The sequence below is a fragment of the Cytobacillus sp. ABV4_503 genome (assembly GCF_056158445.1).
The window spans coordinates 3548504-3575151 of the sequence record NZ_JBSWTH010000001.1; the positions used below are offsets into that span (position 1 = coordinate 3548504).

Annotated in this window: 28 protein-coding genes, 1 tRNA gene, 2 pseudogenes and 1 riboswitch; of the genes and pseudogenes, 9 read left to right on the top strand and 22 right to left on the bottom strand. The window is 41.0% G+C overall.

All coding sequences use genetic code 11. From position 1 onward, the window contains the following. The first annotated feature begins 48 nt into the window (after nt 1-48). Entirely contained in the window at nt 49-438 is a 390-nt protein-coding gene (locus ACXAD1_RS17875; protein ID WP_312886149.1) for an SA1362 family protein, read from the top strand. Nucleotides 439-519: 81 nt separating this feature from the next. Here ACXAD1_RS17875 and ACXAD1_RS17880 read toward each other — a convergent pair. From ACXAD1_RS17880 to ACXAD1_RS17895, 4 genes and pseudogenes are all read right to left on the bottom strand, one after another. Next, nucleotides 520-1405: pseudogene (locus ACXAD1_RS17880) on the bottom strand (patatin-like phospholipase family protein). Between the two features lie 105 nt (nt 1406-1510). After that, complete coding sequence (gene splB, locus ACXAD1_RS17885; RefSeq protein ID WP_206838522.1) at nt 1511-2536, bottom strand: spore photoproduct lyase; 1026 nt, start codon at nt 2534-2536, stop codon at nt 1511-1513. 145 nt (nt 2537-2681) lie between these two features. Further along, entirely contained in the window at nt 2682-5243 is a 2562-nt protein-coding gene (locus ACXAD1_RS17890; RefSeq protein WP_206838525.1) for a vitamin B12-dependent ribonucleotide reductase, read from the bottom strand. A gap of 347 nt (nt 5244-5590) precedes the next feature. After that, nucleotides 5591-6427 (bottom strand): lipoate--protein ligase family protein, encoded by an 837-nt coding sequence (locus ACXAD1_RS17895; protein ID WP_206838528.1) that lies wholly within the window; start codon nt 6425-6427, stop codon nt 5591-5593. Between the two features lie 182 nt (nt 6428-6609). Between ACXAD1_RS17895 and ACXAD1_RS17900 the strand changes: the two genes are divergently transcribed. Beyond that, nucleotides 6610-6993, top strand: a complete 384-nt coding sequence (locus ACXAD1_RS17900; RefSeq protein ID WP_009332920.1) for a rhodanese-like domain-containing protein — start codon at nt 6610-6612, stop codon at nt 6991-6993. 253 nt (nt 6994-7246) lie between these two features. Here the strand turns inward: ACXAD1_RS17900 and gcvPB are convergent, their stop codons facing one another. From gcvPB to gcvT, 3 genes are read right to left on the bottom strand one after another with little or no spacing between them, the layout of a single operon-like run. Continuing rightward, the gene (gene gcvPB / locus ACXAD1_RS17905) at nt 7247-8707 is read right to left on the bottom strand and encodes an aminomethyl-transferring glycine dehydrogenase subunit GcvPB (RefSeq protein ID WP_206838532.1); all 1461 of its coding nucleotides are present in this window, start codon (nt 8705-8707) and stop codon (nt 7247-7249) included. After that, nucleotides 8700-10046 (bottom strand): aminomethyl-transferring glycine dehydrogenase subunit GcvPA, encoded by a 1347-nt coding sequence (gene gcvPA / locus ACXAD1_RS17910; RefSeq protein WP_474911329.1) that lies wholly within the window; start codon nt 10044-10046, stop codon nt 8700-8702. Before gcvPA ends, gcvPB begins: the two co-directional genes overlap by 8 nt. A gap of 16 nt (nt 10047-10062) precedes the next feature. After that, nucleotides 10063-11166, bottom strand: coding sequence for a glycine cleavage system aminomethyltransferase GcvT (gene gcvT / locus ACXAD1_RS17915; RefSeq protein ID WP_206838536.1), 1104 nt, complete (start codon nt 11164-11166; stop codon nt 10063-10065). Between the two features lie 159 nt (nt 11167-11325). Then, a riboswitch (glycine riboswitch) is annotated at nt 11326-11414 on the bottom strand. Between the two features lie 180 nt (nt 11415-11594). Here gcvT and ACXAD1_RS17920 point away from each other — a divergent pair. Together ACXAD1_RS17920 and ACXAD1_RS17925 are read left to right on the top strand one after the other, a co-directional pair. After that, the gene (locus ACXAD1_RS17920) at nt 11595-13283 is read left to right on the top strand and encodes a DEAD/DEAH box helicase (protein ID WP_474910685.1); all 1689 of its coding nucleotides are present in this window, start codon (nt 11595-11597) and stop codon (nt 13281-13283) included. Then, complete coding sequence (locus tag ACXAD1_RS17925) at nt 13261-14055, top strand: YqhG family protein (protein ID WP_206838541.1); 795 nt, start codon at nt 13261-13263, stop codon at nt 14053-14055. Before ACXAD1_RS17920 ends, ACXAD1_RS17925 begins: the two co-directional genes overlap by 23 nt. Nucleotides 14056-14101: 46 nt before the next feature. Here the strand turns inward: ACXAD1_RS17925 and ACXAD1_RS17930 are convergent, their stop codons facing one another. The 9 genes from ACXAD1_RS17930 to comGA all read right to left on the bottom strand — a co-directional run bounded on the left by ACXAD1_RS17930 (nt 14102) and on the right by comGA (nt 18841). Continuing rightward, nucleotides 14102-14287 (bottom strand): YqzE family protein, encoded by a 186-nt coding sequence (locus tag ACXAD1_RS17930; protein WP_370221962.1) that lies wholly within the window; start codon nt 14285-14287, stop codon nt 14102-14104. A gap of 76 nt (nt 14288-14363) precedes the next feature. Next, on the bottom strand, nt 14364-14861 hold the full coding sequence (locus ACXAD1_RS17935) for a shikimate kinase (RefSeq protein WP_206838544.1): 498 nt from the start codon (nt 14859-14861) through the stop codon (nt 14364-14366). A gap of 12 nt (nt 14862-14873) precedes the next feature. Then, nucleotides 14874-15257 (bottom strand): competence type IV pilus minor pilin ComGG, encoded by a 384-nt coding sequence (comGG, locus tag ACXAD1_RS17940; protein ID WP_370221964.1) that lies wholly within the window; start codon nt 15255-15257, stop codon nt 14874-14876. After that, nucleotides 15247-15726: a competence type IV pilus minor pilin ComGF gene (gene comGF / locus ACXAD1_RS17945; protein ID WP_244671124.1), complete on the bottom strand. Its 480-nt coding sequence runs from the start codon at nt 15724-15726 to the stop codon at nt 15247-15249. The genes comGG and comGF overlap by 11 nt, the downstream gene beginning before the upstream one ends. After that, the gene (locus ACXAD1_RS17950) at nt 15677-16006 is read right to left on the bottom strand and encodes a phosphatase (RefSeq protein ID WP_206838548.1); all 330 of its coding nucleotides are present in this window, start codon (nt 16004-16006) and stop codon (nt 15677-15679) included. The genes comGF and ACXAD1_RS17950 overlap by 50 nt, the downstream gene beginning before the upstream one ends. Next, on the bottom strand, nt 15990-16430 hold the full coding sequence (gene comGD, locus ACXAD1_RS17955; protein WP_370221966.1) for a competence type IV pilus minor pilin ComGD: 441 nt from the start codon (nt 16428-16430) through the stop codon (nt 15990-15992). The genes ACXAD1_RS17950 and comGD overlap by 17 nt, the downstream gene beginning before the upstream one ends. After that, complete coding sequence (gene comGC / locus ACXAD1_RS17960) at nt 16427-16753, bottom strand: competence type IV pilus major pilin ComGC (protein ID WP_206838552.1); 327 nt, start codon at nt 16751-16753, stop codon at nt 16427-16429. Before comGC ends, comGD begins: the two co-directional genes overlap by 4 nt. Next, a complete protein-coding gene (comGB, locus tag ACXAD1_RS17965) occupies nt 16753-17784 on the bottom strand; it encodes a competence type IV pilus assembly protein ComGB (RefSeq protein ID WP_206838554.1) in 1032 nt (343 codons plus the stop codon). The genes comGC and comGB overlap by 1 nt, the downstream gene beginning before the upstream one ends. Beyond that, nucleotides 17771-18841, bottom strand: a complete 1071-nt coding sequence (comGA, locus tag ACXAD1_RS17970; protein WP_474910686.1) for a competence type IV pilus ATPase ComGA — start codon at nt 18839-18841, stop codon at nt 17771-17773. Before comGA ends, comGB begins: the two co-directional genes overlap by 14 nt. Nucleotides 18842-18988: 147 nt before the next feature. Between comGA and ACXAD1_RS17975 the strand changes: the two genes are divergently transcribed. Then, nucleotides 18989-19060, top strand: a tRNA-Gln gene (locus ACXAD1_RS17975). An 84-nt stretch (nt 19061-19144) separates the two neighbouring features. Here the strand turns inward: ACXAD1_RS17975 and ACXAD1_RS17980 are convergent. Next, nucleotides 19145-19497: pseudogene (locus ACXAD1_RS17980) on the bottom strand (Spx/MgsR family RNA polymerase-binding regulatory protein). 243 nt (nt 19498-19740) lie between these two features. On the opposite strand from ACXAD1_RS17980, the gene ACXAD1_RS17985 reads away from it, so the two are divergent. Further along, nucleotides 19741-20439, top strand: coding sequence for a helix-turn-helix transcriptional regulator (locus tag ACXAD1_RS17985; protein WP_206838690.1), 699 nt, complete (start codon nt 19741-19743; stop codon nt 20437-20439). A gap of 160 nt (nt 20440-20599) precedes the next feature. Continuing rightward, nucleotides 20600-20845, top strand: a complete 246-nt coding sequence (locus ACXAD1_RS17990; RefSeq protein ID WP_009332938.1) for a DUF2626 domain-containing protein — start codon at nt 20600-20602, stop codon at nt 20843-20845. Between the two features lie 45 nt (nt 20846-20890). On the opposite strand, the gene ACXAD1_RS17995 is transcribed toward ACXAD1_RS17990, so the two are convergent. Further along, nucleotides 20891-21952, bottom strand: coding sequence for a class I SAM-dependent methyltransferase (locus tag ACXAD1_RS17995; protein ID WP_474910687.1), 1062 nt, complete (start codon nt 21950-21952; stop codon nt 20891-20893). Between the two features lie 202 nt (nt 21953-22154). After that, nucleotides 22155-22790 carry an MBL fold metallo-hydrolase gene (locus tag ACXAD1_RS18000; protein ID WP_370222058.1) on the bottom strand — a complete coding sequence of 212 codons (636 nt, stop codon included), beginning with the start codon at nt 22788-22790 and terminating at the stop codon, nt 22155-22157. Between the two features lie 88 nt (nt 22791-22878). Between ACXAD1_RS18000 and ACXAD1_RS18005 the strand changes: the two genes are divergently transcribed. Further along, nucleotides 22879-23358 (top strand): hypothetical protein, encoded by a 480-nt coding sequence (locus ACXAD1_RS18005; protein ID WP_474910688.1) that lies wholly within the window; start codon nt 22879-22881, stop codon nt 23356-23358. Between the two features lie 125 nt (nt 23359-23483). After that, on the top strand, nt 23484-23657 hold the full coding sequence (locus ACXAD1_RS18010; protein WP_009332942.1) for a DUF2759 domain-containing protein: 174 nt from the start codon (nt 23484-23486) through the stop codon (nt 23655-23657). Between the two features lie 54 nt (nt 23658-23711). Here ACXAD1_RS18010 and ACXAD1_RS18015 read toward each other — a convergent pair whose 3' ends face one another. The 3 genes from ACXAD1_RS18015 to ACXAD1_RS18025 form a co-directional block, all read right to left on the bottom strand. After that, nucleotides 23712-24026 carry an MTH1187 family thiamine-binding protein gene (locus tag ACXAD1_RS18015; protein ID WP_370222062.1) on the bottom strand — a complete coding sequence of 105 codons (315 nt, stop codon included), beginning with the start codon at nt 24024-24026 and terminating at the stop codon, nt 23712-23714. 16 nt (nt 24027-24042) lie between these two features. After that, on the bottom strand, nt 24043-25206 hold the full coding sequence (locus ACXAD1_RS18020; RefSeq protein WP_474910689.1) for a YqgU-like beta propeller domain-containing protein: 1164 nt from the start codon (nt 25204-25206) through the stop codon (nt 24043-24045). Between the two features lie 225 nt (nt 25207-25431). Next, entirely contained in the window at nt 25432-26619 is a 1188-nt protein-coding gene (locus ACXAD1_RS18025; RefSeq protein WP_206838722.1) for a M14 family metallopeptidase, read from the bottom strand. Nucleotides 26620-26648 lie beyond the last annotated feature (29 nt).

The following is a 26648-nucleotide window of genomic DNA, read 5'->3' on the forward strand; positions in this document are numbered from 1 at the left end:
TTATATAGTTTAAAAGCTTATAAAATTGCTCATCATGCTTTTAGGGAGGTGGCTTTCTTGAAAAAACCATTTACATTTTATATTGTCTCCGGGCTCATTATGCTAGCTGTCATCGGAGTTGCCGTCAGCCTGATCTCTAATCCTGCCGGTTTTTTGCAGAGAATAGCTGTCATTGTCATCATTGGTGCTGTAGTATACTTTCTTTTTCAGCGCTTTAACAGATCTAATCCCTCAAAGCGGGAGCAGCGAGCTTTTATAAAGGCAGCCAAAAAATCCAAAAGGCGCTTTAACAATAATAAAGAAATGGGCTCAGCCAATGGAAGGAAGGCTTCTGTAGGTTCCCTTACTTCGATTAAAAAGTCTAAGAAAAAATCTTCTCCACACTTGACAGTCATAGAAGGCAAAAAAGGCAAAAAGAAAAATCGAGCCTCCCTTTAATTCGGGCTCGATTTTTTATTTTTGTAAGCTAAGTTCTGAATTCTGGGGGAGACTTCCGGATCAAGCTCCTTGTTTTTCCGCTTAATAGCTCCATGATGAAAAAAAGTCCTCCGCGCATTGCCTGCCGTGCTCCAGAAGGTCTCTTTTCTTCTGCTCGGTTATATTAAATTCCGCAGTCAGTACGCCATCCGTTGGAATGAAAATAATATTTTGTGCATGTTTTCTCGAAATGTACCTTGCATCATGCGCGTCCTTCATCGTTTCAAAAAGCGCCGCATACATTTGTATGGCGTTGTCGATTTTATTCGGCGGCCGTTCGCTCAGATTATGGCTTAACTTTATCCCGAGCACTGGCCTTGTCTTTTTCACATTTTCCTTATCAAATAGCCACATGGGAAAATTGCTTAGTACCCCTCCATCAACGATAACATTTGTGCTGCTGTAGCCATTCAGCTTGACCGGCTCAAAAAAATACGGGAGGCTCGGAGCTCATCCTGATAGCTTTTGCTACAGGAAATGAAGCTGGATCAATGCCATAATGCACAAGATCATCAGGCAGTACAACCAGCCTTCCGTTTGTAAGGTCTGACGCTATGACCCTCAGCGATTGCGGCGGCAAATCTGAAAATGTTCTAATCCCCCTGTCAGCCAGCTTCTGAGCCATCCAGCTTTCCAGCTCCGACCCTTTATATAATCCCAGACGCCAATACAGATTAAGCCATTTTCCGACTGCAAAGGGTATGAATGTTTTTCTTTCATCAAGAAGCTTTTTGACTTCAAATTCATCGACGAGCTGATATATTTCCTCACTTGTATAATTGGCGGCAATTAAAGCAGCCACAATGGATCCTGCACTTGTTCCAGCAACCCGTTTGAATCGAAATCCCCTTTTATGGACTGCTTCATATGCGCCGATTAAGGCAAATCCTTTGATGCCTCCTCCAGAAAAAACACCATCTATATACATGAAAGCCACTCCTGTCGATGTACTTGCTCATAGAGGAACACTTACTTATACATCTTTAATCAGGAGTTTTTTAAAATAGTACGGCTGACAAGCAGAATTTCATAATTAGGTAAAATATTGCACTTCTGCTTCTGGAAAATAAGAGTGAATATAATCCCTAATTGTATTTTCCAGATCATTTGCTTCATCAGTCGGATACACATATTTACCTATTCCATATCTTCCCCACTTATATTTGCGTTTTTCTTCATCCATTTCCAGCTTTGTTTTCGGGTAGCGTTTTTCAATTACCTTTTTGGCCGGCTTTGTAAATCTGTGCTGGATTAACTCGAAAGTTAATCCTTCCAGATTAATGCCTTCGAGTGATTTGCTTAACCTTTGAAAAAGTTCATGGTACCCTTCGCGCCAATCATCATGCATGTAAATAGGCGCCACGATAAAGCCAAGCGGGTAGCCGGCATTGGCTACTTTACGGGCAGCTTCAAGCCGATCGTCGAATGAGGAGGTGCCAGGCTCAAAGTTTTTTATTACAAACCGCGAATTAACACTAAAACGAAATCGGGTTTTCCCATTATGTTTAGCATCAAGCAAATGATCGACATGATGATACTTGGTGACAAACCGGAGCTGGCCATACTCCGTCTGGCCAATAAATTCAATTGTTTTTTTCAGGGAATGGGTCAAATGATCAATCCCTACGATATCGGAAGTACATGCAGCTTCAAATCGCGTAAGCTCCGGCTTTCTCTCTTCCATATATTTAGAGGCCTGCTCAAAGATTTCTTCAAGGTTTACATACGTGCGAATATATGGCTTGCTTCCAAGTGTAGTTTGCAGATAGCAATAATGACAGTGGCCCATGCAGCCTGTAGCAAGGGGAATGGCGTATTCTGCCGAAGGTTTGGATGTATCAAATTTCAGAGTCCGTCTGATGCCTACCACCAAAGTGGATTTCGCATTGCGGTATTTCTGCAATTCGTTATCACCCGGAATATTTCTCACCTGGTTGTGTGATGTTGTTTCCCTAATTTCCAAATTCATTTTTTCAAATTTTTCCTTCAGCTCTCTTCCCAGGGGATATTCAAGAGCTTGAGGTTCTATATAAACCAGCTGAGGGATAAATGGCTTCATTAGGCATACCTCACTTTATCAATTTGTCCAGCCAGCAAAAAAATCACCGCTGAACCCTATGAGTGTAGTATGATCCAAATGATCCAACAGCAAAAAAAGAAGATGGAACAATTATTTCCATCTTCTTTGGTCTTTTAAATTATTTTTATAAACCGCATTTCAGCTGTGCATTACAGTTAGTGCAAGTATTGCAGCCGCCGATTTCTTTGACTTTTCCTTTACGGCATACAGGACATGTATTGCCGACCTCCGAACCGATTGTTACGTCGGTTGAACGCAGGTCGCTGATTGTATCAACCAGCACTACATGCTGCTTTGATTTTTCTTTTTTGACTGTATCTGTACCGTCAAAGCTGTTCTCTTCAGCCTTCAGCGTCAATACTTGAGAATCGCGTGATCCGTCTACATAGACTGTGCCGCCCTTTGCGCCGCCGCGGTATAAGCGCTCATACACCTTCTCAACCTGTTCAACACTATAGCCCTTCGGTGCGTTTACTGTTTTACTGATCGAGCTGTCGATCCAGCGCTGAATCACACATTGAACATCTGCGTGTGCTTCCGGAGCAAGATCCATCGCCGCCACAAACCATTCAGGCAGATTATTAGGATCTGCATCCGGATTGCGGTCCAAATATTCTTGAACAATATCTGCCTTCACTTCAATGAACTTGCCTAAGCGTCCGCTTCTAAAGTAGGAGAAGGAAAAATACGGTTCAAGACCTGTAGATACTCCAACCATGGTACCTGTGGATCCGGTAGGAGCAACAGTCAGCAGATGTGAATTACGGATTCCGCTTTCTAAGATGGATCCACGGATATCCTCTGGCATTTTCTGCATAAAGCCTGTTTCTGTAAAAGCTTTGCGAAGACGATTCGTTTCCTCAGGATTGTCACCTGTTAAAAATGGGAAGCTTCCTTTTTCCTTCGCAAGCTCAACAGACGCTTTGTAAGCTGTTGCTGCGATGGTTTCGAAAACTTTATCAATCAGCACATTGCCTTCTTCAGAACCATATTCTGTTTCGCAATAGATCAGCAAATCATGAAGCCCCATAACGCCAAGACCAACACGCCGCTCGCCTAATGCCTGCTTTTTATTTTCTTCAAGGAAGTATGGTGTAGCATCTATTACGTTGTCCTGCATACGTACTCCTACTTCAACAGTACGCTTCAGCTTTTCAAAGTTAACGGTCTTATTTTCCTTATCTGCCATTTCTGCAAGGTTCACTGCTGCAAGGTTGCAGACAGAATATGGCGCGAGAGGCTGTTCGCCGCATGGGTTTGTTGCTACAACCCTTTGTCCGTAAGCCTGTGCATTGGTCATGTCGTTGGCATTATCAATAAAGAAAATACCTGGCTCTGCTGAGTATGTTGCACAGATATTAATCAGATTCCAAAGTTCTTTAGCTTTGATTTTGCGGTGAACACGGACTTTATAGCCAAGGTTTCCCCATTCTCTGACGTCACCGACTTTATGCCATTCTTCGTTGTAGGTTTTCATGGTGTCAGCATCATATGATTCAACATCTGGGAAGCGAAGCTCATATTCCGCATCATTTTCAACTGCATCCATAAATTCTTTTGTCAGGCAGACTGAAATATTTGCCCCAGTAAGGAATTCAGAATTATGAACACTGTAAGTACCGCCAGTTTCCAGTTTTTCTTCAGCATCCTTTATGATTTTATCACTGAATCCGCCGTAGCCGGGAATGCTCTTGTAATTAATAATACCCTGGTACATGGCCATTTCCTGTTCGGTAAATGGAGTGAATTTTAATTTTTCTTTAGCATATTTTTTTATTGTTTCATCATTAGTAGTTTCAAGAAGGAATCGTAAAATTCTTGGGTTCTGCATTTTCGAAATGATGAATTCGATAATGTCCGGATGCCAGTCCGCCAGCATAATCATCTGAGCGCCCCTGCGGGAACCTCCCTGCTCCACAAGGTGTGTAAGCTTCGCAATATCATCAAGCCAGGATACGGAACCAGATGACTTGCCGTTTACCCCTTTAGCCAAAGTGTTGCGCGGTCTTAGAGTTGAGCCATTTGTCCCAACTCCTCCTCCTCGGCTCATGATTTCCATTACCTGCTTGCGGTGTTCGGAAATTCCTTCACGGGAGTCCTGTACGAATGGCATTACGTAGCAGTTGAAATACGTAACATCTGTGTCGGCACCCGCTCCATACAATACGCGGCCAGCCGGAATGAAATTCAAGTTTTTCAATTCCTGATAGAATTTTTCAAACCATTCTTTTTTCTTTTCTTCGGTTTTCTCAACAGATGCCAGACCTGTTGCGTTACGCTTGGCGATTTGCTCATAGAAGATTTCAAGGGGCTTCTCGATTACATCAAGAGGCTTTGTAATAATGCCTGTTCTAGATTCTTCCGGATCATCCAGCACTCCTCTGTAATCTTCCTCTACTAAAACTTTGGCTGTCTTGTTTTCCCAATCGATATCCTGGATAAAGCCCAGGCCCCGTGCAGGAAATTTAGGATCCTCTTTGATGGTGAGAACAACGAAGTCACCATTTGTGAGTGTTACTTTTTCGGTGTCTTTGAAAGTGTAGCGGTCAAGCATAACTAAGCGGGAAACACCTTTGTGGGTCATTTTCATATCTGGGGTTACAGGATGAACCTGAGGAAAAAGACGGATGTCCTTGTTTAAACGATCAATGTTCAATTTCATTTTTTGTCCTAGAGCAACAGACATTGTTACAACTCCTTCTAAATTCAATTATCAATTAATGTGTAAACCATATGGGCAGATAGAGTATATCTATCTGTTTTAAAAGAGTACCCTAAAGTTACCATACCTCAAACCTCAAAATCAATATATAGTGTCCTAAATATTTTCGACACCACTACATATTGTGTCAGGTTCAGCTAAATGTGATTTTGTCAAACTTAAAATATACTAAAATTTAAAGAAAAACAGAGTTAATAGCCGATTTCCGACAATTAACGATAAATTTTAACATATTTTGAAGCTTGCACTTTTACAGGGCAGCAATTGGAAAATTATTCATTAAAAAAAGAGAAAAAGCGACTTTGCCGCTTTTATCTCTTATAGTTCCAGTCATCACTTTCATATCGCTCTTTTGCGATTTTTTGTACATATGCCATTTCTTCATCTGTAAGCTTATAAGGTTCAAGTTCAATATTCAAGCCTTCTTCAAATCCCTTTTTGAAAGCTGTTTTTGCTTGATCCAGGGTGATTTTTTCAGTTGTCAGCTCATTAATGGCAACAGCTTTATTTTTAAAAGCTCTTTGCATTCTTTCTTTGACTCTGTCATTCGGATACTTGAACAGGCTGAACAGCTTGTCTTCATCCAAATCAAGTAGGATGGAACCATGCTGAAGGATTACCCCTTTTTGCCTTGTTTGTGCACTTCCCGCCACTTTACGGCCTTCTACTACAAGTTCATACCAGCTGGGGGCATCAAAACAAACAGCAGATCTTGGATTTTTCAGAGAGTCCCTTTCTTCAGCTGTCTTTGGGACTGCGAAATAAGCTTCCATCCCAAGTCCGTGAAAACCTTTTAAGATCCCTTCAGAAATGACTCTGTACGCTTCTGTAACTGTATTCGGCATTTCGGGGTGGGCTTCAGGAACGATCACACTGTAAGTGAGTTCATGTTCATGAAGCACACCTCTTCCACCTGTAGGCCTGCGGACAAATCCCAATCCATGCTGCTTAACAGCTTCCATATCTATTTCTTTTTCAACCTTTTGGAAATAACCGATTGAAAGAGTGGCCGGATTCCATCCGTAAAAACGGATTACTGGTGGCATTTTGCCCTCACTGTTCCAGTCAAGCAATGCCTCATCCAAAGCCATATTAAAAGAAGGTGACCCCTCTCCTGAATCGATAAATCGCCAAACTTCTTTAGTCATATGTAGCCCTCATTTTCAGATTCTTTAACTAGTCACATGCGGTTAATAGTCTACCAAAGTTCCAGAGAAATTTAAAGCAAGTTGAATTTCCATAACAAATTTAACAGATTTCCTTTACTCCTATTAGGAAAGGCTTATATAATATTAGTTGGCTTACCTATGTGTGAAAGGAGAAAGACATATTGGAAACACTTTATTTCATTCTTATCATTTTGGGTGCAATCATTACCTATTCCGTGATAACCTGGTTTTATCAGCGCCGAATTGTTAAAACGCTTACGGAAGACCAGTTCAGAGAAGGCTACAGAAAAGCCCAATTAATCGATGTACGTGAACCAAATGAATTTGAAAACGGCCATATTTTAGGTGCCCGCAATATACCGCTTTCACAAATGAAAATGCGCATGAAAGAATTGCGTCCGGACAAGCCAGTCTACTTATATTGCCAAAGCGGCATGAGAAGTGCGAGAGCTGCCCAGTTTTTGCATCGTAAAGGCTACAAAGACCTTTCACACCTGCAGGGCGGATTTAAAAAATGGACAGGAAAAGTGAAAGCGAAAAAATAATAGCAATATTTGAAAAGACCCCGTTATCTTAACGGGGTCTCTTGATTGGGGACCCCTCAGCTAAGTTCAATCATAATCCACTCCTCACCACCGCTGTTGTTTTCTCTTTTAGCCCGATACTCTTTCCCTTGTTTTCGGATCTTTTCCCCGGAATCGGTGCATTATTCCCGAATTCCCCTATTCCTTCCCAGAGTTCACAATTAGTCTACAAGCCAAAAAAAAAGAGTGCCCTCTAAAGGACACCCTTTTCCGTTTATTGCTTTTGATAGCGAAGAACCGGCTTTCTTGCAGCCATTGTTTCATCCAGACGGCCAATTACAGTTGTGTGAGGGGCTTCCTGAACAATCTCAGGGTTTTCCTCAGCTTCTTTAGCTATTTGAATCATGGCGTCGACAAAAGCGTCGAGCGTTTCTTTTGATTCTGTTTCTGTCGGCTCAATCATAATGCACTCTTCCACGTTAAGCGGGAAGTAGATGGTTGGCGGATGGTAGCCAAAGTCAAGAAGTCGCTTGGCAATATCCAAAGTACGTACGCCAAGCTTCTTCTGGCGCTTTCCGCTTAAAACAAATTCATGCTTGCAATGTCTGTCAAATGGCAGGTCAAAGAATGGCTCAAGCCTTCTCATCATATAGTTTGCATTTAGTACCGCATTTTCCGTAACAGCCTTCAGTCCATCCGGCCCCATTGTACGGATATAAGTATAAGCCCGGACATTGATTCCGAAGTTTCCGTAATATGGCTTTACACGTCCGATTGATTGCGGGCGGTCATAATCAAATTCATATTGGTCACCATTCTTAACCAATACAGGCTTCGGAAGGAAAGGAATCAGATCCGCTTTTACGCCGACTGGGCCTGATCCCGGTCCTCCGCCGCCATGCGGTCCTGTAAAGGTTTTATGAAGATTAAGGTGAACAACGTCAAATCCCATATCTCCAGGGCGTGCTTTTGAAAGTACTGCATTCAGGTTAGCTCCATCATAGTATAGCTTCCCGCCGGCGCCGTGAACAATCTCAGCCATTTCAAGAATGTTTTCTTCAAACAAGCCTAAAGTATTCGGGTTAGTCAGCATAAGGGCAGCAGTATCCTCGCCAACCACTCTTCTTAAGTCCTCTAAATCCACTAATCCATTTTCATCCGATTTAACAGTTACTGTTTCAAAGCCTGCGACTGTCGCGGATGCAGGATTTGTTCCGTGTGCAGAGTCAGGAACCACTACTTTAGTACGCTTTGTATCGCCATTCGCTTCATGATAAGCACGGATCATCATTAATCCAGTCCATTCTCCATGTGCTCCTGCAGCTGGCTGAAGCGTCACTTCATCCATTCCCGTAATTTCAATCAGATGCTCCTGCAGATCATACATCAGTTCCAGGGCACCTTGAACAGAGCTTTCATCCTGCAGCGGGTGCAAGTGGGCAAAACCATTAAAACGCGCTACATTCTCATTGATTTTAGGGTTGTATTTCATTGTGCAGGATCCCAGTGGATAAAACCCTGAATCAACGCCATGATTGCGTTTAGAAAGTGCAGTATAATGACGCATGATATCAAGTTCGGACACTTCCGGCAGCTCTGGCTCTTCCTCTCGCAGGTAGCCTTCAGGAAGAAGCTCGACCAGGTCAATTTCCGGAATATCCATTTCAGGCAAGCTGTAGCCGATACGGCCTTCTGTGCTTAATTCAAAGATGAGTGGCTGATCTTCCTTATGCATGGTAATCCCCCATTTCTTTAACGAATGCATCGATTTCTTCCTTCGTTCTCAATTCCGTTACAGCAACAAGCATATGATTTTTAAGGCCAGCATAATCTCTGCCCAAATCGTAGCCTCCAATAATATCCTTTTCAAGAAGCTTTTGATTTACTTCTTTAACAGGCTTATTCAGCTTGATGACAAATTCATTAAATGAAGGGCCTTCAAATGGAACTTCAAAGCCTCCAGCCTTGAATTGCTGTTTTGCATAATGGGCTTTTTGCATGTTGGCAGCGGCCATATCCCTTACGCCCTTCTTGCCAAGAGCAGTCATCGCTACAGATGCCGCTAGTGCGTTTAGAGCCTGATTGGAACAAATATTGGAAGTTGCCTTATCGCGGCGGATATGCTGTTCACGTGCCTGAAGAGTAAGCACGAAGCCGCGGCGTCCCTGATCGTCTACCGTTTGTCCGACAAGACGTCCCGGCACTTTTCTCATTAGCTTGGATGTTACGGCAAAATATCCGCAATGCGGGCCTCCGAAAGCTGTAGGAATTCCGAAAACCTGGGCATCTCCTGCTACAATGTCTGCCCCGAATTTACCCGGAGGTGTCAGTGTGCCAAGAGCAAGCGGGTTGCTTGAAACAACAAACATGGATTTATGGGCATGAATAATTTCCTCAAGCTCTTTTAAAGGCTCAACTCTGCCAAAAAAGTTAGGATATTGTACAATGACAGCTGCTATGTCATCGCCAATCATTCCATTTAAAGCTTCCAGATCTGTGATCCCGTCTTTATGAGGGATTTCAATCACTTCAATATACTGGCCCTTTGCGTATGTCTTAACTACTTCTTTAGATTCAGGATGAACTGCGCTTGAGATAAGTATCTTTTTGCGGCGTGTGCTGCCTGCGCTTAGCATGGCTGCTTCGGCAAGCGCTGTTCCGCCATCATACATGGATGAGTTGGCAACATCCATTCCTGTTAACTCACAGATCATTGTCTGGAATTCAAAGATTGCCTGGAGCTCACCCTGGGAAATCTCTGGCTGATAAGGAGTATAGGCAGTATAAAACTCTGAACGGGATAAAACATGATCAACAATGATTGGCATGTAATGATCATAAACACCCGCACCAAGGAAAGATGTATTTGTGCGAAGATCAGCATTTTTCTGAGCCATTTTAGTAAGCTCTTTCAGTAAGGCTGTCTCTGATTTAGCCGGCTTGATTTTATATTCGCCCTTAAATCTTACACTTTCGGGAATATCACTGAATAGTTCTTCCACAGAACTGACGCCGATTTTTTCAAGCATTGCTTTCTGGTCAGACTCTGTCATCGGTAAATAGCGATGTTTCATCATTTTCTCCCCCCGGTTAGTTCTTTTCTCTTTTATAAAAAGGTGTTGCTGCAATCTTAGCCTTCAGTCGTTTGCCGCGAATTTCCACTTCTAATTCAGTTTCCGGCTCCGCATGCTCTTTCTTGATAAGAACAAGGCCAATGTTCTTTTTTAATGTCGGAGATTGGGTGCCTGTTGTCACTTCCCCGATCAGTTCTTCCCCTTTATATACTGGATAGCCATGGCGCGGAATGCCGCGGTCAATCATTTCAATTCCAGCCAGCTTGCGCGGAACCCCATTTTCTTTTTGATTCTTAAGCACTTCTTTGCCGATAAATTCAGCTTCTTTATTGACTTTTACAGCAAAGCCGATTCCTGCCTCAAGCGGTGTGATATCAGGTGAGAGCTCCTGGCCATAGAGTGCCAGATTAGCTTCAAAGCGAAGGGTATCCCTTGCACCAAGGCCGCATGGGAGCACGCCTTCTTCTTTGCCTGCTTCAAGGATTTCATTCCATAATGCGGCTGCATCTTTGGCATCACAGTAAACTTCAAATCCGTCTTCTCCTGTATATCCTGTTCTGGAGACCAGCGCTTTCTTGCCATTCAGATCGACATCCTGCTGGAATTTGAAAAATCCGATATCTGCCAGGTTCGTGCCAGCAAGCTTTTGGAGCACTTTTTCTGCAAGCGGCCCCTGAATCGCCAGCTGTGCCATATCTTCAGAAAGGTTTTTCAATTCCACATTCCCTTCAGCATGGTCCTGAAGCCAGTTGAAGTCCTTTTCAATATTGGAGGCATTTACAACCAGCAAATAGTGGTCATCCTCTATTTTATAGACAAGTAAATCATCAACAGTTCCGCCATTCTCATAACACATGGCTGTATATTGAGCACCTGAGTTCTTTAATTTGGAAATATCGTTCGTCATCATTTTTTGAAGGTATTTAAGGCTGTCCGTCCCCTTCACTTCGATTTCACCCATATGGGATACATCAAAAAGGCCGGCTTTTGTACGGACTGCTTCATGTTCTTCTTTAATGCTTGAAAATTGAACAGGAAGGTCCCAGCCTCCGAAGTCGATGGTTTTTGCTCCGTAATCTTTGTACACCTCGAATAAAGGCGTGCGTTTTAACTGTGACATTTACTCGTCCCCCTTATATCTTTTGAAGTTAGTTGTAGGAACATAAAAAAGGACAGAGTATCCCCTCAATTATGAGAAGATCTCTGTCCTTGCACCTGAAAGTTTACCGAAACCGGCTTTCCCCTTGGGTGGCTTATTAAAAAGCACTCTCCAGAGCTGCGTCAAACAAGAGTTCTTTTGCCTGAGAGATTCACAGATTATGCTTGCTCCTTCGGCGCTACAAATGTAGTCTCTCCCCTTGTTGTCATTCGCATTTATAAAATTTTCCAAGTTGGTCATACTTATACCAAACAGAAAAAATAAAGAATCCATTATTTCGGTTAACTAAATGTAATGTGTTAACTTTCTAAACTTTCAAAGCTATTAACATCGTACCACCTTAACAAGGTTTGGGCAATATCTTTATATAGATAAAAGGAGCTGTTTTTATGACAGTGCAAATTGGCTTTGATTCTGCCTGGCAGGATGAATTCTTAAAAAGAATTGATGACGACGGCCCATGGGGAAACTGGGAGCTATATAAACTGGCTGTAGAGGTTGAAAACCACACGACTATTCCTGATTTTGAAGGCCTTCAGGCTCCAAAGCATCTGCCGAACCTTACTCCCCTCCCCCATCAGCTGGAGGTAGCCAAGCAGGTTGTAGAAAGCATGAACGGCAAAGCGATCCTTGCTGATGAGGTCGGTCTCGGCAAAACGATTGAAGCTGGTCTGATATTAAAGGAATATATGATCAGGGGACTCGTAAAAAAAGTCCTTATACTCGTTCCTGCTTCCCTCGTTTCACAGTGGGCCCTGGAGCTCAACAGCAAATTTTTCATTCCGGCTGTGGCACAGCGAAAAAGCTATGTATGGGAACAATGCGATGTAGTGGTATCATCCATTGATACAGCCAAACGCAATCCCCATCGGGACATCATTTACAGCCTGGATTATGATCTGATCATTATAGACGAAGCTCACAAGCTTAAAAATAATAAAACCAAAAACTATGAGTTTGTACAAAACCTTAAAAAGAAGTTTTGCCTTCTTTTAACTGCTACACCCATTCAGAATCGCATCAGTGAGATATTTAACCTTGTGTCTTTGCTCAAACCTGGCCATCTGGGCAATGAATCAGCCTTTTATGAGAATTACAAAAAAGACTCGCGTTCTTTAAATGATGATGCACATCTAAAAGAACTCGTAAACAAAGTCATGATCCGCAACCGCAGGGCAGATACAGGAATTGAATGGACCAAAAGACATGTGGAAACAATACCGATTGAATTTTCAGAGGCTGAGCGCGAGCTTTATAGCGCTGTAACAGAGATGCGGGGGGAAGGTGACTGGATCAGTTCGAGCCAATTTTCAGTGATGACCCTGCAAAGAGAGGCGTGCAGCAGCAGGGAAGCTGTCTATTTTACTCTTCAGAATATGCTAAAAAGACAGGATCAGCCCTCAATAGCTTTTCAGGAACAAATACAGTACCTTGTTAAAAAAGTTGAAGCTGTCCAGCAAAATTCCAAAGCTCAAAAAGCGCTGGAATTAATACAGGCTATAAATGACAAGGTCATAATCTTTACTGAATACAGAGCAACACAAATGTATCTTCAGTGGTTTTTAAAACAATATGGTATTACATCTGTGCCCTTCAGGGGTGGATTTAAAAGGGGCAAAAAGGACTGGATGAGGGAGCTTTTCCAAAAGAATGCTCAAGTCCTGATTGCAACAGAAGCAGGAGGAGAAGGGATAAACCTGCAGTTCTGCAATCATATCATTAATTTCGATCTACCATGGAATCCAATGCGTCTTGAACAAAGGATAGGACGTATCCATCGTCTTGGCCAGGAAAAGGATGTCATGATTTATAATTTTGCCACGAAAGATACAGTCGAAGAACATGTAATGAAGCTTTTATACGAGAAAATACATCTTTTTGAAAAAGTCATAGGTGATCTGGATGATATTTTAACAAAACTAGAATTTGGAAGTATTGACGATCACCTTGTTGATATTTTCGGAAGATCAGCTTCAGAAGGTGAAATGCGAATCAAAATGGAGAATCTGACGAGCATGATTCAATTTGCTGAGGATATGAAAGAAGGTGGACTGAATGCAGCAACAGGAAATTCATAAATTCCTTGAAAGGTATTTTCACGCAAATGGATGCGAAATAATTGCTAAAGGTCCGGGGTATATAACCGTACAACTGACGATTGATTTGGATAAGGAATTAATGAATCGCCCCTTTTATTGGCATTATCTCGAAAAAACAGGCGGAGTTCCTAACCCCATGCAGCTTACACTTATTACCAACCAGCAGCTCGCCCCTGCGCATATTAAGGGGGAAGTCGTTCATTTTGGCTCTCCCAGACTTCACCAGATCTTTGATTCAGCCCGTAACCTGGCAGGCTATATACGATTATATGAAAACCACCGGCAGGCACCAGGAATGCAGGTTCCATTAAGGCCATGGCTGGGAATGAACGTCCGCGTATCTTATCAATGCGACCGAAAAAGAGATGTCTTTAAATCCATCGGCCTCCAATTAATAAATGGGCAAATGGTCGAAAGCTTTCATGACAGGTTGCTTGGCATGAGCCTTACACCAAAGATTCCCGACTACTCTTTCACTCTGTCTCCGCTCATTATGCCGGGGAGCGGTGTATTCAGGGTAGCTAATTTCATAAAGTCCGAAATTGAGCAAGAAGAACATGTATGGGCTGATGAAGCCCGTAAGCGCTGGCAAAAAGATCTCAACCTTCTTGAACATTTTTATGAAGATGCAGAAGAAAAGGGAGAAAGCTATGAAAACGAGAAAGCAGCCCTTCAAGAGCAATATGAGCCAAAGATTAATATCTCTATAATAAATGGAGGCCTCTTTTATCTGACAGACAGCGCAGTATGATATCACACAAAAAACCGGCAGACATTGCCGGTTTTTTGCATGAAGTCTATTTATGCTTTTTTCTTCTCATGCCCAAATAGAAAAGATATGAAAACATGCCAAACCACCTGAATAAAAACGGCTCCTTCATGTCCTTTTTCTGTGTTCTATGCCGTTTTCTTTCATCTTTGGGCTGATCTATATATTTTACTACTGTCTGTGTTAGATACTTTACATAATCGTTGGATTTCATTTATCATACCTGCCTTTTTCTTCACATTGCAATTACAGCTTGCTATTTATCATTTACAAGTATGTCCAACGATTTTTCAACCTAAACCATCTATTATTTCTTGAATTATTTCTGCTTTATCTTTATTAGTGGTATCAATGACCACATGGGCGGTTTCTTTATAAAGCGGCATCCTTTTTTCATAAAGTTCCTGTATCAGCTTTTTTTTATCGCCTTTCAGCAGCGGTCTGGAATGATCATTTTCAATCCGTTTAAATATTTCATCCGGCGATGCATAAAGGAAGAAAACGATTCCTTTTTCATTCAGCATTTTTCTGTTTTCAGGCTTCACCACAATTCCCCCGCCAGTAGTAACAATTCCTGCTCTATTATCAAATTCATTTAATATAAGCGTTTCAAGATTTCTGAAGTATCCTTCTCCATGCTCTTCAAAAATATCATTAATATTTTTCTTCTCCCGCTTAACTATTTCTTCATCTGTATCGATTACTTCCTGATTTAAGCAGGATGCAAGCTCTTTTCCAATTGTTGTTTTGCCGGCACCCATGAATCCGATTAAGTAAATTGGCTTCATCTTTATCCCCACTCAGTTTTTTTCAATCCATTTTATCATTTTTTGCAGATCTTTGTCATAATAAGCATATCCGGAAATTTCCTTATCAGAGCCAATTTTGGTTTTGAGGGTAATTTGAATTATGCTTGTTGCCACTGGTGAGATTTCATATGAAACAGATCCATTTCTAAACGAAAAAATTCCTGACTTATCCTGGTCTATATTTTCGCTAAGCATTTTTTCAGTTTTTTTTAAGGAACACAATAAGTAATACTCCTGCATCATGACGGTTTCAGCCTGATTCACTATCCTTTTCTCAGAAATAAACTGATCTAATTGAATCGTAAGTAGAAAGAGTGCAGCCAGAATGATTGTTAAAGTAAGAGGGTAAGAAAATCCCTCCTGATTATGGTACATCAATATCCTCCATATTCCTCAGGTAATAAAGACAGGCCGAATGCTCCTGATCAAAACTATCCGATACATTTATTACAATTCCGCCATTAATGGAACTGAATGTTATTCTATCAAGTTTCTGCAGGACAATTTCATGGCCTTTCATATCCACTCGTCTCCTCAAATTGGAACCATATTTTTCATAAATCACGCTTTTCCCGTCTATCGTTAATACAATGGAAACAGGTGAAATATCTGCAGAATCAGCAAGTCTGATCTCTTTTTTGAGCTGATTGATAAATACATGCCATTCAAGTCTTTGTGTCCTTGCTTCCATTTTCCAGTCCTGAAAGAGGAAATTAAAGCTGACCGGCAAAAAGGTAACGATCATTAAGAATATTGAAAATGCAAACAGCATTTCAAGCATGGTAAATCCATTATTATTGAAGTACTTCACACTTTTCTTTCGGTCTATCACGTATATTTTCATATTTTATACAAACCTCCCTCAATCCTGGGTTTTCTTTAGGGAATATTTCATAGACGGTTTGATTTTTTTTTATAATCTTCCCCTCAGGAAAACTCCCTTCCCAGGCTGCCTGCTGAAGACTCTCATAAAGCAGCTGTGTGCTGTCGTAATCCTGTTTTACCTCTTCAGAATGTTCAATAGCTTTAATGACAAGAGGAAACATTATGCCCGCTGCAAGCAGCATTCCTGATAAAGACAGCAAGAGCTCTGCCAAAAAGAAGCCTTCATTCCTTCTCCACATAAAATCTCCCTCTTCCGATTAAAAAGGTAATTTTGTATTGTTCATTGTCTGCTTTGACATAGAAGGTACCGAATTTATTTGTAATACCGCCTGGCCCATATAGAAAAAACAATGGCATGGTACCCTCCTTAATCTCAATGATTCCCGGATATTCTCTGCTGATGATAGGATCAGCAACAAGCTTTACCTGAGCAAAATACCGGTTCTCCTCGGGAACAATTTGAATAGCTACATCTGTCTGATGTGTTATGGCATAGTTTTGGGCATAAAGCAGGTCAGACTTAAATTGGGAAAAGAACATCATCTTTTCAAGATAGAGGAATTGCGGTTTTAGAAGGACAGCTGTAATCGTGGCAATAATAAGGAAAATACTGAAAATGAATAGAGTCTCTATAAATGTAAAGCCTTCTTTGTTTTTTATCATGATCCTGCAGATTCAACCTTCCCCTCTGCAGAAATCTTAATGGCATCTCCATTTGGACAAGAAGTGGTTTCAGCATTGAGGTATTCAGCATCCACTAAATCCTGTATATCCGAAGGAAGCTCTTTATGGTCAATTTCATATGCCTGAACCTGGGCCTGCACCATTTTAACAAACGCATCGCATCCCTTGCTGTTTATTTTAGAATTGTGTTTCGTTACATTCGGAATGGTGATGATCAAAAGCACCGAAATCACCAATAAAACAATCATCATTTCAATGAGCGTGAACCCTTTGTCATTGTTCTTTACTATGCGCCATTTCATTAAAATCCCTCCAATAGATGAAACATAGGCAGCAGAACCGCCAAATACATTGAGACAATTAAAAACCCAATAAATATATATAAAATAGGCTGAATCATTTTTAGGAGTTTTTCTGTCTTTTCCTCCAATTTTTTTAGGCAGTGACTGCTGAAAAAAGATAATTCCTGGTCCAGCCTGCCATTTTTTTGACCATGTATTATAATATTGGCCAATTCCCTTTCAAAAAAAGGATATCTCATTAGTATATCCTCAAGCCTATTCCCCTCACGGAGTTTGATTTTCACGGCTTCACCGAGGGCACTGTAAAAAGGCTGCTTATCATTTTTCTCAAAAAGACTAAACGCCTCATGTATGGATAGGCCGCCATTTAAAAGGTGACTGAGCTGTACAGCAAAGAAATGAGTGTAGTAAAGGCGAAGAAAATGGCCTCCTGCGGGAATTTTTACCATGACTTTCTTTTGCTGGATAGGGGAAAGTTTTCTGAATCTAAAAAAATAGTATATAAGCAAAGTGACTAAAACGACGAGTACAATCAGAATGAACAATGGGAGAAGGTCCCCAATCAAATATACGGCTTTTGTGAAGAAATTTGGCTGAAGGTGCATGGAAACGAATAAGGAAGAGAAACGGGGCAGCAGGACTTTATCAACGAAAACAAATAGGAATGCGGTAATGAACATCAGGAAAATAGGATAGGCCATCAGTTTTTGCAATTTTTCAATGTCCTTTCCTTTTCTCAGCACCATTTCGCTTCCTTCAAGAAATGCGGAAGCAAGGCCACCATGCTGTTCAGCAAAATAAACATAGCCAATCAGATTTTTATTAAAGTTCATGTCTGCAAGGATTTGATAAAAAGGAAAGCCTTCTTTCAACTGAGAGAGGCACTGGCTGATTTCATGTTTTCTTTTTGGCGGCAGCTGATGCATCAGTGATTCCAGTGCCTCAGATAAAGGGTACCCTCTGGACAGCAGTTCACCTGTATTTTTCAGAAACAAACCCTGTTCTTGAATGGTCCATTTATGTTTCTGCATTGTCGTGCACCCACCTGCTGTACTCAGTTTCCTTTATGTATCCAAGAACAATCCCTTTAGTTATTACCTCTTTAAGAGTGCGATACTTAACAAGGCTGATTTCACCTCTTGCCTTCTTTATGGAGGCATTAAGCGCTTTTCCTGCAAGAAGTTCAAAAACACTTGCCCTTTTCCATCTGCCGTATCCATAGCAGAATGGAGAACATTCCCCTTCACAATATGGGCAATTCAATTCGACAAGACGCTGAGCCGTGACAGCCACTAGGGTCTGCTCAATTTCCATCATATTCACCCCAAACTCAGCTAAACGATATACAGCCCCCTGAGCATCCCGAGTATGCATCGTGCTTAACACAAGGTGACCTGTGAGCGCTGCTCTAACTGCAATTTTCGCAGTTTCAGCATCCCTGATTTCACCCACCATAATGATATCGGGGTCATGGCGAAGGATTGCCTTCAAGCCTGCGGAATAAGATACGCCCGCTTTCTCATTGACTTGAACTTGAAGGACCAAGTCATTCTCTTTTTCAATCGGATCTTCCAGGGTGATCACATTGCGATGGAACATATGGGAGGTTTCATTCAGCAGAGAATACAATGTTGTGGTTTTTCCGCTTCCGGTTGGGCCTGTGAAAATAATTAATCCATGAGCATGCTTCAGTAATGCAAGCATTTTTCTGGTCATGTCTGGAAAAAGGCTGATTTGAAAAAAAGGAATTTGTTCCTGCTGGGGCAAAATTCTGATAACGAGGCTTTCACTGTGGCTTGATGGGAGGGTTGAAAATCGCAGTCCAATCATTTGTCCATCTACTTCCAGAGAATAGGCACCGCTTTGCGGCCGCCTCTTTTCACCAATGTCCATCGAAGCAGTAAATTTAAAATGAGAAATCAGTCTGTCGCACTCTTCTTTGGGGAGATACAGCCTGGGGGTCAATTGGCTGCCGAACCTCAGCTGAATCAGTGTGTCTTTTTTTCGGGGAATAATGTGGATGTCGGAAGCATGGCTTCTGACTGCGTCTTTAATAATCCTTTCTGCCATTCTTTCAATTAAACTCAACTACTTTTGCACCACCTTTTTCAATTGTTATAGATTATTATTCGACTAATCCCGAGCATTACCTCCATATTCCGGCAATACTTTTTGACGAATTTGTGAATAAATTATTTCATTCTTTTCATACTAAAAGTGTACCAAATGAATCGATGGGCTATAGCCAAGCGGTAAGGCACCGGACTTTGACTCCGTCATGCGCAGGTTCGAATCCTGCTAGCCCAGTAATCATGGAAGGACACCAGATGTTCCTTCCTTTTTCACTTCAAAAAAAGAGAATGCGCATTATATTCGCATTCCTCTTAAAATCTATTTCGCAATCTTCTTAAATGCATCCGGATTATAGCCTATGACAATTTTATCTCCGTTTGTCAGTATCGGCCTCCTCAGCAGTTTTGGCTCCTTAATTACCATTTGCACCACTTCCGATAAAGATAATTCCTCAAGGTTCTGTTCCAGTTTTTTGAAGGTTTGGCTGCGGTCGCTAGCAGCTCGTCAAGTCCGCTTGTTGTTAAGGAAAGGATTTTTAGTAATTCTCCTGGTGATGGAGTCTCCCTGAAGAGATGCCTTTCTTCAAAATCAAATGAATGTGCTGTCAGCCATTTTTTTGTCTTTCTGCAGGAAGTACAGCTGGGATATGTGAAAAATGTCAATTGGCTCATACCTCTTCACCTCACAAATTTAGTATTTCCACACTCATTGCACATTATTTGTATAAGTAATGTATACATTATTGTATAAGTAATTAAACTTCATTTGTGAACATTTTCTAAACTTATAGTGATTACAGTGTTAACCTCAATTGACTGTATTATAATGGAAGCAGGCCAGGAAGGCGCCAGCTCAATCATATAAATGACAGCTGATGACCTCGGGAATAATTTACCCTTTTGAGGTGACAATAAATGGAGCAAACATTAAAAATAACTAATGTGTTATCCGATCCAACCCGCTATTATATTTATCAATACATTACGAAAAGACATAAAGATGTGACCGTACAGGAGATTGCAGATAATTTCAGCATTCATCCCAATGTTGCAAGATTGCATTTATCCAAGCTCGAAGATGTCAATATGCTTGTATCTGAAACAAAAAAAACAGGCAAAGGCGGAAGGCCAAGCCGGTTATATCGGTTATCTGATGATGTAATTCAGCTGTATTTTCCTTACAGGGATTATCAGATGCTTGCCAAAATAGCCATGGAGACAATGCTGGAGTTAGGTGAAGAAGGCAGAACGGCACTATATTTGACAGGAAAGAAATTTGGCAGAGAACTGATCCAGCAAGAGCTTAAAAGATTTGCAGGCACAGAAAAACTTACCTTTGACCAGAAATTAAACATCCTAAAGCATGCTGCTGATATGTCAGGCTTTCACCCTGAATTTGATGCAAATGACGAAAAGACCATTATCTATTTCCAAATATATAATTGCCCATTTAAAGAGGTTGCAGCTCGGCACGCAGAGCCTGTGTGCAATATGCATTATGAATATTTGAAGGGTATGTTTGAAAGTTTGTTTGATTCTATTCAGCTGGTGGAAAAGCAAAATATGCTGACTGGGTGTGAAGCATGCTCCTACCATGCAATTGTTGGGAACTAAAGAACACCCTGAAAAAGAACCGGGCAAAAACAAGCTCAAAAAGCATAACGTTTTTTCCTGTTCTTTTCTGGACTATTTTGAAACCATTATTTACTTTTATTGAGCATTTACTTTATAATATTGTAGTGATGGACTTGTAAGGGTAAAAGGAGGGATACATATGGATCGTATGTACAGAGTATTAGGCTTCTGGACGGGAATTTTCGCCGTTATGTTTTACCTTGGCGATATGTATACAACGTCCTTGATTTTCTTCGGCCAAACAGGATTTTTCCTGCTTTTAAGCTACTTAAAGCTTTCCGAACGTATGTATATTTATGTTTTTGGAGCATACTTAACCGTTTTCTTCGTAGGCTTCACTTATTGGTCAACATTTATGATGACTCCTGGCGCGGGCGGCCACTAACAGCCGATATAAAAAAGCGATGAATCCATCGCTTTTTTATTTTTCTCATATTTTCTTTGCCTGAAGTACCAGATGAAATGCTGTACTCATGCCTGAAGGCATAATCAGACTTCTGATTGCCCGGTTTCTTTTGCTGATAGGAGAAAACGGGTTAGGATCATAATGATCTTCAAGATCCTGTAAAATGCCTGCAGACAGCAAAAATTCGTCCTGCCTCATTTTAAATTGGAAATTCAGCCCTTCCTTTTCTCCCATGCGGATCAGGGAATCGAAGTGGATATGGCTGGTTATATCCATCTCTCCTGGGTGCTCCAGTACATTATTGATTAAAGAATGCTTGTAATAACCTCTGAGACTTCCATCCCTTCTCATCGGCTCTTGCCATTCCCCATCTGTATATCCATAATCGGCAGTCAATACAATGCCTTTATCCAAAGCAGCAGACAAGCTCTGGATCATCTGTTCCATCTGCAGAGGAATTTCAATTCTTTGGCCATTGCTAAGTGACAAATCGCTTTCTTCAAGAAATAAGCAAATATCTCCATTTGTTAATGGCACAGCTTTCTCTGCAAGCTCCCCTTCTTTTATGGTTACCATAATTTCATGCAATTGATCATTCCTTTTTTCAACCACATGTACGGGCAAGGCATCAAACAGCTCATTTGAAAAAATCATGCCGCAAAAAGGGGTAATTTCATCCCAGCTAACTATTTGCCTGATATGATCAGAAAATGCAATCTGTTCCTGCTGCAGCTTCCTATGATAGGGGCTTGTTTCAAGAATGCAGTAATGAAGCTCTTCATCAGCAATAAGATTCCATTCATCAATGAAAGCTCTGGCGAAACGCCCATTTCCGCCCCCTATTTCGCAGACCTGAAAAGGCAGCTTATACTCCTTCGCCTTCTGAAAAAACCACTTTGAAATGGTCCTTCCATATATATCAGAAATGTTGCTGCTTGTTATAAAATCTCCTTCAGGCCCAATTTTTGGTGTATTTTTCATATAATAACCATATTCGGAATGATACAGAGCCTGCTGGATATATTCAGCATAGCTGATCATTTGTTGAGGAGTATTTTTTATAAAATTCATAAAAAAATCCCGCATAAGAACTCCCTTTTATAAAAAATTCTAGCTTATTGGATACAGCCAGCTCTTCTGTTTTGATCACTGTTTTCACTATTGACATAGTGTTTTCTCTGTTATATTGTTAGGGTAGTAGCTTAACTATATCCCCTCCCATTTTATATGAATAAAACATCCCCCAGAAAAGCCCTTCTCATTGGAGAAGGGCTTTTCTATTTTTCATTCAGAACCCATTCAGGAATGGATTGGAATCCATTTCCTGTCCAATTGTCGTAACCGGTCCATGTCCGGGCAGTACCTCTGTTTCTTCAGGCAATGTTAAGAGCTTATTATGTATACTTTCAAGAAGCTGCTGATGATTGCCGCCCGGCAGATCTGTGCGTCCGATGCTCCCGCTGAATAACGCATCACCGGCAACCACGAGATCAGCATCTTTAAAATACAGCGAAATACTGCCGGGAGAATGGCCTGGCGTCTCTAGAATTTTCAAATTAAATTCACCTATGCTCAACTCTTGTTCCCCTGTTATAATATGGTCGGCGGTCCTTGCTTTTATAAGCTTGCCTATTTTGAAAAGGTGAGAACCGTTTAAGGCTGGATCTGGAAGCCACGCTGCTTCTTTTTCATGTATGTATACAGGAATAGAAAATGCATCTCGTATTTCGTCTACAGCGCCAATATGATCAAAGTGGGCATGAGTAAGAATTACAGCTAAAGGATTTAGTCCCTTTTGCTCAATAATACCGCTTAGTTTTCTGCTCTCTTCACCCGGATCGAAGATTAAACAATCTTTATTTTTATTTGAAAGAACATAACAGTTTGTTTGCAATGGGCCAAGAGGGATCTGATTCCATTCCATTGCTTACACCTCCCAGTGTTGGATTAATTGTTTATTATTTTACACTATATCAGAATGGAATGCCTTAAATCTGCAAAAGGAGAATAAGATGAAAACCCTTTATGGCGTTGAAGCCAGCTATATTATTCAAGATGTGCCCGAATTCATGGATCTAATAAAAAAAGAGACTGAACTGTTCGATTTTCAGCAGAGCACTTTTCTGTTTGAGCAGATGGCTTATGCAGAATTTACAAGAAGTATACTTGCCGAAGCCGGGCTGTTCGAAGAATTTTTTACCCTCTGTTACATAAAATCTGGTGTAAAGGGAGAAACTTTTGATGACTTTGCCGTAGAAACAGACAGCGGATTCTGCTTGTACACTGAGCTCCTTAGCGCCTTTACTATAACCGGGGGCAGTGCGGAAGATATACGGATGGCTGTCTATCAATTTCAGGAACATTTAGTCTTTACGGCAAAAGAAGAAGAAATGCCATTGGTTTATTTTTCAGAACTTCACTTAAAGGATTTAATAAACGGCATTGCTGAAGCATATGACATACAAGTGTCATTTTTAGACCTCGACAAATAGAAGAAAAAAATATAAAATAAAGGACGAATGTATATACTTGGGTTTTACATAATGGGTATATAACCTGAAGAATGATTTTGATCTGGCTTTTGCCTGCTGATCACGAAATAAAGGGGGCTGTTTTAATGGGACTACCAATCATTTTTGCATTAGTCGCAGTTCTTGCAGCTTTTGGTGCGTTTAGCGCACTGAAAAACAAGAACTTCCTTGGCTTGGTTTTTGCTGTAGGAACACTTGCCGTTTTCGGATGGTTCTCTGTAATGACCATAATTAACAGTGGATATCCTGCTGTTCACTAGGCTTCAATCTTAAAGAAATAAAAGGGCTTCCCTCAATGGGCAGCCCTTTTATTTTTAGCCATTTAACTGACTTTCAACCCTTTGTACCTTTTCTTCCATTTTCCTTTTAACATCACGTCTGTCATCAATGCGAATATTGGTCGCCACCCTCATTAGGCCTTTTTCAAAAGGGACTTCATGCATTGCCTGGATGACCTCAAACAAATCAGGAAGCTCCCCTTCAATAATAGTATTCATGGGTGTCAGCTGAAATCGGATTCTGCCGCTTTCTTCATATTTTTTTAATACACGCTGAATGTCTGCCACATAACTGCTGACACTTGGCGTTTCGGTTCCAATTGGAATGACTGTAACGTCTGCAATAGCCATATTTTTACTCCTTTATCTAACTTGATTTATCATTATGTTCTATTAACCGAAAGACTTCTCTTCTGTCGGTCATTATTAATTCTTCGAGATAAAAACCCGCTAAACAGGCTGTACCATTGGGTGAGCAGCTGAGCGGCGCATTTTCCATATCTTCCAGAAGCACTTCCTTATCTCCTGTTTCACTGTCAACTGATATAAGCTGAAATCCGCCTGCATACATATCACTTTCAGCGCTATACAACGGCTGAAAAGTTATGATTCCCTGAGGAGTCCAGTCATAATACGGTACCAGCCAATCCGAAAACCTTGTCAAATGAGGTACTGAGATTGAAGATAACTTCCTGAAATCATTATCCATAAAAGTATACATAGCCTGGTCTGACTGATCTGCTGGCACAGTGATGGTCATGAACCTGTCTTTGGCCGAATCGAATTGAAAAATGTCTGTCTCAACCTGGGTTTCATTATTTCCTTCAATAGATTGTTTAACCAGCGGTGCAAAAAGTGACGGATTTTCATTGTCCCAATCAAGGAAGAAAAGATGATTTGAATCCCCCCATTTGGCAAAAGGCTCCCTTAAGTTTAATTCTTCTGATGTACCTTTTGCAATGTCGATATGGTAGGAAGTAAAATCCCAGTCTTCAGTAAATGAAGCAATTAATAATGATTCTTCATGATAAGGGTTCCACTCAACAGCGAAGTCAAAGCCTGAAATATTTTTCTCCCAAACAGCTTTACCATTTGCTTTTATAACGGTTAAAGTTCCTTCATAGGTGCCTGGTGACGTTCGAATCAGAATGTATTTGCCAGCTGGGCTGACCGTTACGGAAGCAATCGGATGTGAACTTTCATAGAGCAGATTTTGATCGCCTGAAAAGAGGTTATAGGAAAAAACCCTGGAAGCTGCTCCCTCATTTACAGTGTAAACAATTTTGTTATCGCTGAGCCAGCCATTTGCTCCCTGAAATTCCCCTTCTTTAATCCGGATAGGCTTAACACTCTTATTTTCAGCATTATCAGGTGGTGCGGACGATTCAGAGATTTCAATTTCTTGATTCTTCTTCTGCTTCATCTCAGCTTTTTCCGGCTTTACACAGCCGGTTATTAAAAATAGTGAAACCATCAGAATAAAAAATAAAAAAAGAAACTTCCCTTGATATGTAGATTGAGTGTTCAACACATCCGCACCTCCTTTTCTCCTTAAATATAAGTACGTAAACAGCATGAAAATGTTTCAAAAATAATAGAATAAATGTGTTTAATAGGAAAAAGCCGTTTTTCCGTCTTCGATTTGGAAAATCGGCTGGTTATCATCGAACTATTGGCTTTGTGAAGTTAGTATGATAGTTATTTTAATGTCTGTTTGATTAAAATACAATATAGAAACATTTTCAAGGTTATTTTTTCACATATAAAGCGATGCAAGAAAAATGCCCAGCACTTCTTCATAAATATCATCATATTGTGACAGGGGCAGCGGATTGATGCCTCTTCCAAGTTCAATTGTGAATCCCGGTCTCCGGAACTCCTGTATGAACCAATCCTTATAACCCGCAAAACTATCAATGAATTGAACTGCCTTATACCCGCTGACACGTTCGAACTCAAGCGCGAGCACCTGTGATTCCGGCGGCTCCAATCCCTCGTATCCCCAATAAAATTCTGCTCCTTGTGTATGGAAGGCAAGCATTCGATCGAATTGATTATCTCTTGCCAGTTCCGCCATTGCGATGGCTTCTGGTTCCGTTAACGGGGCTTCCCCAAGATAATCTCTTGGTGCAGGGGCATTTTGTTCAGTTCTCTCTTTCTCAAAATCCCATTTGGCAGGAAACTGATTATTTAAATCAACACCCCTAATATTAGCCTTCCAGCCTGAAAAATCAGTGCTTCCTCTATTTATAGCTATCACTTCTTCCGAGAGTTCTGGTGGTGGCCCATTTAAGACGAGATCTACTCCATCTGGGTTCACCATTGGAACTATGGAAAGGTCAACGGAATTATATAAAGGCATTGTAGAAATCCCTCTTATCGGCCGGACATTTGTTATGGATAAGAGAAAGCTGTTCAGCAAAGCCATTAATATAGGGGTGGTAATCCATTCGTTTGCATGAAATGATGCATTAATTTGCACTTTCTTATTCCCTTTTCCCAGGCGTATCTCCTGAATTGGCTTCCCAAGGACACTTCGGCCAATTGTATTTACCTTTATAAATGGATAAATATCTGACAGCATGGAAATATCAGCTGTTAAAGCTTTATAGTCATAATTTCTCCTGCCTGATACAATTGGAGATATTACCCTCCTTGGCAGCTTTATGGCTCCACCTGTGGCCAGACTGGTGGGATTAAGGGATTGATTCACCAGGAGAACAGCATCTACAGAAAGGTTTCGGGAAGAACTCAGCTTCCAAAAGGTGTCTCCTGGTCTAACCGTATAATTTTGCAATGTAAAGCCGGGAATATTAATTTCCTGGCCTATCTGCAGCGATGCAGGATTAACACCGGGATTGGAATCAGCAATGAGATTGACTGGCACCATAAAGAGCTGACTGTAATACCATAAGGAGTCTCCGGACCGGACTTTGACTTTCATCTTTATCCCCCTTTCCATCATTTCAATTT